Genomic DNA, 11,149 nt, shown 5'->3' with positions numbered 1-11,149 from the left:
CTGCGATCTTTTGATCTTGCCCTTATAAAGCAAGATCAAAAGATCGCAGCCTTTGGCAGCTCCTACAGGGGGAGGTGTGTGCGGTGAGTTAGAGGAACATGCCGCCGGAGGCTTCAACCCGCTGGCCATTGATCCACTGCGCACCCGGCGACAGCAACAACGCCAATGCCCCGCCAATGTCATCCGGCTGGCCGGCACGACCCAGCGCGGTGTTGTCGGCAACCATCGCATTCACCGCCGCATTGTCGCGAACGGTACCGCCACCGAAGTCGGTTTCAATCGCACCGGGCGCCAGGGTATTCACGGCAATCTGCCGTGCGCCCAGTTCTTTCGCCTGATAACGGGTCAGCACTTCAATCGCACCTTTCATCGCCGCATAAGCACTGGCGCCCGGGATGGTGAAACGCGCGAGGCCGCTGGAAATGTTGATGATCCGGCCGCCATCGTTAATCAGCGGCAACAGTTGTTGAGTCAGGAAGAACGGCCCTTTGAGATGCACGTTCATCAGCATGTCGAATTGCTCGGCGCTGGTCTCGGCGAAGCTCACATGCAGACCGACCCCGGCATTGTTGATCAGGAAATCAAAACGCTGACGCTCGAAGGTCTGCTGCAACGCCTGCTCAACCCGAGTACCGAACTCGGCAAAACTTTCGCTGCGGCCAACGTCCAGTTGCAACATCATGGCTTTGGCGCCGAGTGCTTGCAGTTCGCTGACTAGCGCCTGCGCTTCATCGGCGCGGCTGTGGTAAGTGCCGATGATGTCGATGCCTTGGGCAGCCAAGTGCAGGGCGGCGTTCTTACCCAAGCCACGACTGGCGCCGGTGATCAATGCGATTTTGCGGTTCATGGGACTACCTCGATTGCGGTGAGTGGTGGTGATGGGACTCAGTTTATTTATCCGCTGAGAGGTGATAAACAGACTGAAATCGGAATCACTGATCGGCTAATCCGAACAATCAAAGGCCCGCCATGAACAAACTGGAACTGCTGCGCACCTTCGTGCGGGTCAGCGAACTGTCGAGTTTCACCCTCGCCGGGGAAAATCTCGGGCTGCCGCGCTCCACCGTGTCCGAGCATGTGCAAGCGCTGGAAGCGCTGCTCGGCACGCGCCTGCTGCAACGCACCACGCGCAAGGTGCAGGCGACGCAGGACGGTCTGGTGTTGTACGAACGCAGCAAAGACCTGCTCTCGCACATGGACGAGATCGAAGGCTTGTTTCGTCAGGACGAAGCGTCGCTGACCGGGCGCATTCGTGTCGACCTGCCGAATATTCTCGCGCGGCGTCTGGTCATGCCGAGCCTGCCGCTATTCATGGATCGCCATCCGAACCTCGAACTGGAAATCAGCAGCACCGACCGCCGCGTCGACCTGCTCAGCGAGGGTTTTGATTGCGTGGTGAGAATCGGCGCGCAGCCGGATCAATCGGTGGTGGCGCGGCACCTCGGCGATTTCCCGATGGTCAATTGCGCGAGCCCTGCGTACCTCGCGCGCTATGGCGTACCGCAGACGCTGGAGGATCTCGCGCAGCATCGGCTGGTGCATTACGTCGGCGTGCTGGGTTCGCGTTCGGAAGGGTTTGTGTACGAGGAGGGCGGGCAGGTGAAACGCTTGCCGATGGCCGGCAGCGTGACGGTCAACAGCACTGACGCTTATGAGTCGGCGTGCCTGGGCGGGTTTGGTCTGACGCAAGTGCCGCGAACCGGGTTGCAGCCGCATCTGGACAATGGCGAGTTGGTGACGGTGTTGCCGCAATTCACCGCGCCGGCGATGGGTATTTCATTGCTCTATGCCAGGCAGCGACATTTACCTCTGCGAGTACGGGTATTCATGGACTGGCTCGGCGATCTGATTCGCTCCGCCCTCTAACCAATACCACCCATCCAACTGTAGGAGCTGCCGCAGGCTGCGATCTTTTGATCTTTAAAAACAGGATCAAAAGATCGCAGCCTGCGGCAGCTCCTACAGGGGAATCATCAGAATCCTACAGGGGAATCATCAGAAGATTTGGGTGAACAGCCAGTAGAGGCTGCCCGACAGCAGAATCGCGGCGGGCAATGTCAGCACCCACGCCATCAACAGATTGCGGATGGTCCTCATCTGCAAGCCGCCGCCATTGGCGACCATGGTCCCGGCCACACCGGAGGACAACACATGCGTCGTCGACACCGGCAAACCAAACATGTCCGCCGCACCAATGGTCAGCATCGCCACGGTTTCCGCCGAAGCTCCCTGCGCATACGTCAGGTGGGTCTTGCCGATCTTCTCGCCGACCGTCACCACAATCCGCTTCCAGCCAACCATGGTGCCCAACCCCAGCGCGATGGCCACGGCGATCTTCACCCACAGCGGAATAAACCGCGTGGCGTTGTCGATCTGTTGCTTGAACAGTTGCAGCTTGCTGCTGGTGTCGGCGTCAAAATTGCCGACCTTGTTCTTGTCCATCAGGCGAATGCTTTCGCTGGCCAGGTACATGTCGTTACGCACGTTGCCCATGGCTTCGGCCGGGACTTTCGCCAGCGAACCGTAGCCCCTGACTTCTTCGCCGATGTGCCCGGTGAGGGCGGCGAGGGCGGGAATCAGTTGCGGCGTGGCGTCCTTGCTGCGCACGTAGTCGGAGAGCACTGCGCGCGGATCGGCCGGCGTCGGCAGCGGTGCACTTTTCACCAGCGCTTGCTGGGTGACTTGCGCCACGGCGGCGAATTGCAGCGATTGTTCTTCCGGCATGGTGCGGTTCAGCGCGTAGGCCATCGGCAGCGTGCCAACCAGAATCAGCATGATCAGGCCCATGCCTTTCTGCCCGTCGTTGGAGCCGTGAGCGAAGGACACGCCGGTGCAGGTCAGGATCAACAAACCGCGAATCCACCACGGCGGCGGGGTGTTGCCTTCCGGCGCCTTGTACAGCGAGCGATTTTTCACGAACGCGCGTAACGCCAGCAGCAACAACGCGGCGCAACCGAAACCCACCAGCGGCGACAGCAGCAACGCGTAACCGATCTTGGTTGCCTGCGCCCAGTCGACACCGCTGGTGCCGTCGCGGCCATGCATCAAGGCATTGGCCACACCGACGCCGATGATCGAGCCGATCAGCGTGTGCGAAGACGACGCCGGCAAACCCAGCCACCAGGTGCCGAGGTTCCACAGGATCGCGGCGATCAACAGGGCGAAGATCATCGCGAACCCGGCAGACGATCCGACTTGCAGAATCAGCTCCACCGGCAGCAACGCGATGATGCCGAACGCCACCGCGCCGCTCGACAGCAGCACACCGAGGAAGTTGAAAAACCCCGACCAGACTACGGCGACGTTCGGCGGCAGCGAGTGCGTATAAATCACGGTTGCGACGGCATTGGCGGTGTCGTGGAAACCGTTGACGAACTCAAAGCCCAGCGCAATCAGCAGCGCCACGCCGAGCAGCAGGAACGGCGTCCACGTGGTGACCACCGTGCCGAGTTCGTGCATGTCGTGCATCAGGCTGTAGGCGGTGAACAGCATCCCCATCGCCAGCACGGCGAAAAAAATCACGTAGGTGAACGGCCCGGTTTTCTTGTCGAGCGCCGGCCGGCCGCTGGCGGCGGAAGCCGAGCTGGCGGTCAGGGAGGGAGTAGCCATGGGAGGACAATCCTGAGCGAGGGAAGGAGTGTCGCCCATGATCATTGCAGAATGTTACAGAGAGACTGCGACAGATCAGTGTTTGGATGAATAGCGCAACCGTCGGTCTTCTGCTCGTTCCCACGCTCCGCGTGGGAATGCCGCCCGGGACGCTCCGCGTCCCTGTGACGCAGAGCGTCACTTGATGCATTCCCACGCAGAGCGTGGGAACGAGCGTGTGGAGACGTCAGTAGTCGCCTCTTTTACGGAAGGCCCAACGCCCGGCAATCACGGTAAACGTCGCCACCAGCGCAACCAATATCCAGAACCCTTCCGGATCCTGCGACAACGGCACGCCACCGACATTCATGCCGAAAAAACCGGCAATGATGTTGATCGGCAACGCCAGCACTGTCACCACGGTCAGGGTGAACAGTGTGCGGTTGCTTTGTTCGTTGAGATTGGCGGCGATCTCTTCCTGGAGCAATTTGATCCGCTCACCCAGCGCCGTGAGGTCGTTGATGATCAGCGCAAACTCCTCGGTGGACTTGCGCAACTCCTTGACGTCCTCCTTCTGCAACCACGGCGGCGGGCGATTGAGCAGACGCAACAACGAGCCCGGCTCCAGCGCCAGCAACCGTTGCAAGCGCACCAACACCCGGCGGTTGGCACCGAGTTCGGCGCGGTTGGTCGACAGCCGTGAGGAGAGCAATTCGTCCTCGACCTGGTCAACGCTCAGGCTGGTCTTGCGCACGATCTGCGTGAGCACTTCACCCTGATCACGGAGCAGATGCACCAGCAGTTCCGACGGTGAACGAAAGCGCTCGCCGGCCTTCACCGACGAGCGCAATTTGTCCACCGAATGCAGCGGTTGCAAGCGCGCACTGACGATCAGTTTGCTGCGCACACAGACCCACAGCGTCGACACGTCGGAGGAGACCATGCTGCTGAGGTTGAACACCACATCGTTGACCACCGCCAGCAACGCCGAGTCGACATGTTCGATGCGCGTCGAACGCGAACCTTCGTGCAGTGCTTCGAAAAATTCTTCGGGCAATTGCAGATGGCTTTTCATCCAGCGCTCACACGCCGCGTGAGCCAGGTTCAGATGCAGCCAGAGAAATTCGCCACTGTCGTTGTCGTCCTGCAAACAGCGCAACGCCGTCGCCGAATCGACTTCGCGGCCACGTTCGCCGGGCAGGAAACGAAAGCCGTAGAGCAGGCCAAACAGATCAGGATCGCGATGGCTGATATCGAGGCTGTGGTTCATGAAGGCTCGCTGCGAAGAGGGCGGCTGGCGCGGGAATTTCAGGTTCACCTGAGCGGCATCATCGCAATGTCACATGACGTTTGTGTGACAGCAAAATGACGTCAAATCAACGCATTACCAGCGGTCGGGGAAATCTCAAGAAGCGCTCTGGCGCGCCGATCACGGGTGAGTTAGCTTGCGCGCCATTGGCCTCGAGCCAAGGTTCGCCGACAGGGAAGTCCGGCCACTTTTCACGCCCGTTTTGGGCGTGCCTCATCCCTGTCATGAGTACCTGTGATGCTGCAAAAATCCCTGAGAGCGCAAATTCTCGCCCTGCTGAGCGGCAGCCTGCTGGCGATGTTGTTGATCGCGCTGGCCTGCTTCCATTTCCTGTCCAACGGCGTGCAAAGCTACAGCCAGTTGATCGCCGGCCCGTTGCACACCTCGCAACTGATCGACGAAGCCAACCTGCAATTCAAAGTGCAGGTGCAGGAATGGAAAAACGTTTTGCTGCGCGGCAAACAACCGGCGGACCTGGCCAAGTACTGGAGCCAGTTCGAAGACCGTCAGCGCGATGTACAGAAGATTCTCGGTGAACTGGCCAGCCAGAAAGGCATCGAGCCGAGCCTGAAATCGCGCATCGAACGTTTGCGTGAAGAACATCGTCAGTTGGGCAGCGCCTATCAGAAGGGCCGCGATGCCTACGTCGCTGCCGGTGGCGATCCGAGCGCAGGCGACAACGCCGTCAAAGGTGTCGACCGCGCCGCCAGCGACCAGATGAGCGAACTGGTCGCCGAGTTGCGCAAGCAGGGTACCGAGCAATCGGCGCTGATCAGTGCCGAGGCCGACCGCACGGTGTTGTTCGGTCTGTTGGTGATGCTCGCCTCGGGCGTGGTGATCGGCCTGCTGAGCCTGTGGCTGGTCAACCGCAATCTGGTCGAGCCGATTCGCAAGCTCATCGACTACGTCACTCAGTTGAGTCGCGGCAAACTCGCTGAACGCGTGGTCAGCGACCGCCAGGATGAGTTGGGCAACCTCGCCGCTGCGGCCAATACCCTGCGTGATTTCCTCGCCGAAACCTTCACCCGTCTGCAACGCAGCGCCAGCGATCTGGACAGCGCCAGCGGCGAGTTGAATGCGATCGCCACGACCATGGCCGGTGGCACCAACGAGCAGTTCAACCGCACCGATCAAGTGGCCACGGCGATGAACGAAATGTCCGCCACCGCGCAGGAAGTGGCACGTCACGCCGCCGATGCCGCGCGTGCCGCCGACGATGCCGACCAGTCTGCCCAGCAGGGTGAAAAGGTCATGCAAAGCACCATCCATTCGATCACGCAGATGCGCGGCGAAATCGCCAACACCGCGACCGTCATCCGGCGTCTGGAAGCGGACAGTGGGCGCATTGGCAAAGTGCTGGAAGTGATTCGCGGCATTGCCGAGCAGACCAACTTGCTGGCACTCAACGCTGCGATTGAAGCGGCGCGCGCCGGTGAAGCCGGGCGTGGTTTTGCGGTGGTCGCCGATGAGGTGCGCAACCTCGCCCAACGCACCGCTGAGTCGATCATCGAGATCAACCAGATCATTCAGAACGTGCAGACCGGTGCGGTCGACGCGGCGCAAGCCATTGAAAGCGGTCAGTCGCGCAGTGATGAAAGCGTCGAGCAAGTGACCCAGGCGGGCGCAATGCTGGAGCGCATCACCCACGCGGTAGAAGCGATTCGCGACATGAACCGTCAGATCGCGACTGCTGCCGAAGAGCAGACCTCGGTGGCCGAGGATATCTCGCGCAACCTCACCGAGATCACCTCGATCGCCAGCACCAACCTCGACAACGTGCAGCGCACCGAAAGCGCCAGCCAGAACCTGCACGGGTTGTCGGGGCAACTGAACGAAGTCACTGCACGCCTGAGCGCGTGACCCTTTGACTGTGTACCGGTTTGGATACCGAGTCGCTACACAGTCGATCTCAACTTGCGGCGGCCATGGTCGATGACCGGTTATCTATCACCGGCATTGGAGCACTCCCATGGTCAGCATCACTTCTGTTTCGATCAACCAGACCCTCAGCACCTCGACCAGCAAAACCGCAATCAGCGACGTCAGCGAAGACGCGGCAACCGCCGCCTCTTCGAGCACTGGGGCTGCCACCGACGCACCGAAAGCGGCCGGTGGCGCGGCGCCTTCGGGTGGCAGCAGTTCCAGCAGCAGCGAAGAATCGGATTCGGTGAAAGAACTGCGCAAGCAGATCGCCGAACTGCAAAAGCAATTGCAGGAACAACAGCAAGCGCTGCAAGCGGCGCAGGCCAAGCAGGAAAGCTCGGAGGCCAAAGCCGCCGACGTCGCCGCCGCTCAGGCGCAGATCGCCAGCACCTCGGCTTCGCTGCAAACCGCCACATCGGCCTTGCTGCAGGCGCTGCAGGATTCGGACAGCAGCACCTCGGGCTCGCTGGTCAGCACAACGGCATAACCGTTGGTCGCTTTATCGGCGGCTTTACGCCTGAAAGAGTCTGCACCTGTAATTTCTGACAGTAGACGGTCTTCGGCCTGCGCCTGATAGTCCTGACATGCCGGCGGATCAGGGCATGGTGATTTGCGAACTTATCAGGAGAAAGGCAATGGCCGAAGAATTGTTACCAATGAGTCTTGTCGCGGGGCAAAAGACAGTTATCTATTCAAATGAAGTTGATGTCCTGACACCTAGAGTTGCCATTCCAGCTCGTGATTTTGTACTCGGTGAAGTCATCGTCGTTACGATGGGCGAAACCGAAGTTGCCCGACATGTTTACCGCGAAGGCGATCATTTTGTCGTGCATGTGATTCTGGATAAGTCGAAGCTGCATCAAGTCGTCGGTACGGTCGACTTTGGCTATAAAATTGTTGTCCTCAATGAAGACCAGAAAGAAAGAGTAGTGGCCGCTTCAAAAACGATTCGCGCTGAAGTTCACTCGTTCAATAGCAGTACGAGTTCGTCTTTCTCGAACGTGTTGGAATGACCCTCTAAATGACCTCGTAAAAACAAAAAAACACCTGCACGACTCATCACCGTGCAGGTGTTTTCATTCAGGCGATCAAGTGTCTTGTTTGTTGCTCAGCACCTTGCCGGTGGTGGCGTCGAAGTCGACATCGAACTCTTTGCCGTCAGCGGTTTTCAGCTCGACTTCGTATTCGTAACCGTTGAAGTGGTTATCCAGGTCGGTGTCAGTGATGGTCGCACCCGGGTGCAGTTTCAGCGCTTCGGCGTTCATCGATTCCAGCGACTTGATCTTGCCGGACTTGACCAGTTCAGGGATCTGGTCGACGCGAACATCAGCCTGGGCCAGGCCAGCAGTCAGGGTCAGGGCGGCGGCAGTAAACAGGGCAGTCAAGGTTTTCATCGGTTCAATCCTTTTAATGTTTGTCGGAGCGGTGTGCTGTTTGAGTGAGTTCAGGTTAATCACCGCAACTTAACTCACCCTTAAAAACACCGCGCTCGATTGCGTCGTTTGTTCAATTGCCGCACAACGGAACATCTCAAGCTGTGCCTTCGATCAATGGAGGTGCAGATGAAACGTATCTTTGCAGGCGTGTATGCGCCGCTGTTCTGGGCCGGCTTCATTGGCGCCGGGGTGTGGCTGAGCGACGTCTCGACGCTGGCGTTGTTGCCGCTGTTTGGGTTGGCGCTGGCCGTGTCGTTCGCGGCGGAATGGGCGTTGCCCTATGAGGTGTGCTGGAACCGTGCGGCCGGTGATCGGCGGCGCGATATCCTGCATGCGCTGGTCAACGAGGCCTTGAGTGCGCTGGGATTGCTCGCCTTGCCCGGGTTGGTCGCACTGCTGGCGATTGACGGCGTATGGCCCAAAGGCTGGCCGCTTTGGCTGCAACTGGGCTTGGCGATATTGATTGCCGATGCAGGCATCAGCCTGATGCATTACGCCAGTCATCGTGTGTCGTGGCTGTGGCGATTGCATGCGGTGCATCACAGCGTTGAACGTTTATATGGTTTCAACGGCTTGATGAAGCATCCGCTGCATCAGTTACTGGAAGCGTCGGCGGGGCTGCTGCCTTTGCTGGTGCTGGGCATTCCTTCGCCAGTGGCGGCGCTGCTGGCGTTCGCCATCGCGATTCAACTGCTGCTGCAACATTCCAACGTCGACATGCGCCCCGGATATTTGCGCTGGATCTTTGCCTGGGCGCCACTGCATCGTTTTCATCACATGAAGTACGGACGCGCCGGTGACGTCAACTTCGGCCTGTTTTTCACCCTGTGGGACTGGCTGCTGGGCACCGCGTTTTATACCGAGAATTATCGAATCGGGCCGGGCGATCTGGGGATCGGCAGTCGAGCGGATTTTCCCCGTGACTACGTCGCGCAATTGCTTGATCCGTTAGCCACGGTAACGCTAAATCGCGAGCCACCAGTGCCCGCCGCGCTGCGTCGTTGAGTCAGTCGAGCAGATGCAGCTCGATGTGCTGCAAGGCCTGGCGCGCGGTCACCCCGAAGAGTTTTTTCAGGCTGCGCGAGAAGTGCGCCGAGTCGGCGAAGCCTGCATTGTGCGCAGCGATGGTCACCGCATCACCCGCCAGTACAGACGCCATTGCCATGCGCAGGCGCCGCCACAACACCAACCGGCGCACGGGCAAGCCGACGTGATCGACCAGCAACCGTTGCAATTGGCTCAGGGACAGATTCGCCGTGTCGGCCACCGCCCGCGCGGCGACTTTGTCTGTCAGCGAGGCGTCGATGGCCGCCAGCGCCCGTGCGATCCGTGGATCACTCAGCGAACGTCGCGGGCATTGGCGTAGCGCTTGATCCAATGCCGGCAGCGACAGTTCGGCGCAGAACACCGCTTCGCGCAATGTTGGCGCGGCGAACATCAACGGTTCGGCATACACGGTAAACAGCGGATCCGGAGCATCGATAATGGCGTGGCGCGTGTTGGAGGCGATCAGCAATTGCGAGGTGCTGACGGTTTCGCCCTCGAGCCATACCGTTGCCGGTCGCTCAGGGGCGAGGATGATCTGGTGGGCATAGTGTGAATGGGGCGCGGTGCGCCCCGACACTCCGTGGATCAGGCCATAGTCGTGCCCCAGCCAGAGGCGGCCTGTCCACTCGGTGTGTGCGGTCACTCAGTAACCATTGTTCTTCAACAGCTGATCGACACTGGCGGCCGCCGGGCGTTTGTAGAACTTCAACAGTTCACTGGCGCGGTTGGTGAAGATGCCGTCGACACCGGCAGCCATGACTTTCTCGAAGTCCACCGGCTCGTCGACCGTGTAAACGTGAACCAACAGACCCTGATCGTGGGTGTACTTGTTCATCCACGGCTGCACCAGATCCGAATAGCTCTGATCGCCGCCGTGGGTCAGTTTCGCCGACGGTCCGGTGCCGATTGCACCCTGCGCCTTGGCGTAGTCGATCCACTGCTTGAACTCGGCTTCCGATTTCGGTTCCTGCTTGCCGTAGTAGGCGTTTTTGTCCTTCTCGCCAGACTCGGCGAAGGTCACCTTGGACTTCGCGTCCATGCCGCCTTCACCGACCCACAACAGGAGGATCTTCGGCACTTGCGGCATTTCTTTCTGCAGCAGTTCGAGGCTGTTTTTCTCGAAGGTTTGCAGAATCACTTTGCCCTTGCCCTGACCCACGCCCAGTGCGCTTTTCGCCAGTTTGGAGCCAGCCGGGCTCAGCCAGCCACGGTCCTGCAGTTTCTCTTTCAGATCGTGCTCGATACCGGGGAACAGTTGCGGCTCCTTGGTCTCGATGTACAGGCCCGGTTTGTGCTGTGCATTGGCCTGGGCGATGTCGATGATTTCATCCAGGGTCAGAATTTTCAGACCGACATAGGACGGGCGCGCGCGATCCGGGTATTTGGCGTTGTACCAGCTGCCGGCGTCGAGGGTTTTCAGTTCGGCCATGGTGAAGGCATTGGCCGGGCTGTCCTTGCGATCCGGGAACTTGGTCGCGACGTCAGTGGTGCGTTGCAGGTTGTTGTCGTGCAGGGCGAACAGCACGCCGTCCTTGCTGCGCTGCAAGTCCATTTCCAGGTAATCGGCACCCAGATCACGCGCCAGTCTGTACGAGGCAGCGGTGGATTCCGGTGCATCGAAGGACGCGCCACGGTGGGCGATCACCGCCGGGTGCGGAATGCCGTGAGCCGCTGCGACAACGTTGGGCTCAGCATGGCTGGCGGCCTGCGCCTGACCGAGGCCGAGTAACAGGCTCAGCAAGAGTGCGCTTTTGGTGAAAGTGGCGGGCATGTTCGAGATCCTTTCGCGGGTCTGTTTCAAAGACGTACCTTTTAACAATTGAAACGATTGCGTGCTATCGCCAGA

The 11,149-nt window shown here is 59.7% G+C and carries 11 protein-coding genes; 5 read left to right on the top strand and 6 right to left on the bottom strand.

Translation table 11 applies throughout. The annotated features are described in order from the left end of the window. Positions 1 to 88 precede the first annotated feature (88 nt). The gene (locus PMI37_RS21520; RefSeq protein ID WP_008084909.1) at positions 89 to 847 is read right to left on the bottom strand and encodes an SDR family NAD(P)-dependent oxidoreductase; all 759 of its coding nucleotides are present in this window, start codon (positions 845 to 847) and stop codon (positions 89 to 91) included. Positions 848 to 969: 122 nt separating this feature from the next. Here PMI37_RS21520 and PMI37_RS21515 point away from each other — a divergent pair, with 122 nt between their 5' ends. Then, entirely contained in the window at positions 970 to 1,866 is an 897-nt protein-coding gene (locus PMI37_RS21515) for a LysR family transcriptional regulator (RefSeq protein WP_008084907.1), read from the top strand. Positions 1,867 to 1,995: 129 nt separating this feature from the next. Here the strand turns inward: PMI37_RS21515 and PMI37_RS21510 are convergent, their stop codons facing one another. Continuing rightward, positions 1,996 to 3,609 (bottom strand): inorganic phosphate transporter, encoded by a 1,614-nt coding sequence (locus PMI37_RS21510; protein ID WP_008084905.1) that lies wholly within the window; start codon positions 3,607 to 3,609, stop codon positions 1,996 to 1,998. Between the two features lie 226 nt (positions 3,610 to 3,835). Continuing rightward, positions 3,836 to 4,858, bottom strand: a complete 1,023-nt coding sequence (locus PMI37_RS21505) for a transporter (protein ID WP_008084903.1) — start codon at positions 4,856 to 4,858, stop codon at positions 3,836 to 3,838. Positions 4,859 to 5,131: 273 nt separating this feature from the next. Here PMI37_RS21505 and PMI37_RS21500 point away from each other — a divergent pair, with 273 nt between their 5' ends. The 3 genes from PMI37_RS21500 (at position 5,132) to PMI37_RS21490 (ending at position 7,833) form a co-directional block, all read left to right on the top strand. Beyond that, positions 5,132 to 6,757, top strand: a complete 1,626-nt coding sequence (locus tag PMI37_RS21500) for a methyl-accepting chemotaxis protein (RefSeq protein WP_177323327.1) — start codon at positions 5,132 to 5,134, stop codon at positions 6,755 to 6,757. A gap of 109 nt (positions 6,758 to 6,866) precedes the next feature. Next, positions 6,867 to 7,307 (top strand): hypothetical protein, encoded by a 441-nt coding sequence (locus PMI37_RS21495; RefSeq protein WP_008084896.1) that lies wholly within the window; start codon positions 6,867 to 6,869, stop codon positions 7,305 to 7,307. A gap of 148 nt (positions 7,308 to 7,455) precedes the next feature. Further along, entirely contained in the window at positions 7,456 to 7,833 is a 378-nt protein-coding gene (locus PMI37_RS21490) for a hypothetical protein (RefSeq protein ID WP_008084895.1), read from the top strand. Between the two features lie 75 nt (positions 7,834 to 7,908). On the opposite strand, the gene PMI37_RS21485 is transcribed toward PMI37_RS21490, so the two are convergent. Continuing rightward, the gene (locus PMI37_RS21485; protein ID WP_007917758.1) at positions 7,909 to 8,214 is read right to left on the bottom strand and encodes a PepSY domain-containing protein; all 306 of its coding nucleotides are present in this window, start codon (positions 8,212 to 8,214) and stop codon (positions 7,909 to 7,911) included. 168 nt (positions 8,215 to 8,382) lie between these two features. On the opposite strand from PMI37_RS21485, the gene PMI37_RS21480 reads away from it, so the two are divergent. Further along, the gene (locus PMI37_RS21480; protein WP_008084892.1) at positions 8,383 to 9,261 is read left to right on the top strand and encodes a sterol desaturase family protein; all 879 of its coding nucleotides are present in this window, start codon (positions 8,383 to 8,385) and stop codon (positions 9,259 to 9,261) included. 1 nt (position 9,262) lies between these two features. Here the strand turns inward: PMI37_RS21480 and PMI37_RS21475 are convergent, their stop codons facing one another. Together PMI37_RS21475 and PMI37_RS21470 are read right to left on the bottom strand one after the other, a co-directional pair. After that, complete coding sequence (locus PMI37_RS21475; protein ID WP_008084890.1) at positions 9,263 to 9,946, bottom strand: helix-turn-helix domain-containing protein; 684 nt, start codon at positions 9,944 to 9,946, stop codon at positions 9,263 to 9,265. After that, positions 9,947 to 11,074, bottom strand: a complete 1,128-nt coding sequence (locus tag PMI37_RS21470; RefSeq protein WP_008084888.1) for a glycerophosphodiester phosphodiesterase — start codon at positions 11,072 to 11,074, stop codon at positions 9,947 to 9,949. It abuts the gene before it with no gap. Positions 11,075 to 11,149: the final 75 nt, after the last annotated feature.

Origin of the sequence: Pseudomonas sp. GM80, assembly GCF_000282515.1 — a bacterium.
In the GTDB taxonomy this organism is placed as follows: Bacteria; Pseudomonadota; Gammaproteobacteria; order Pseudomonadales; family Pseudomonadaceae; genus Aquipseudomonas.
The sequence above is the reverse complement of the archived record's forward strand: the minus strand, read 5'-3'. Positions and strand labels throughout refer to the sequence as shown.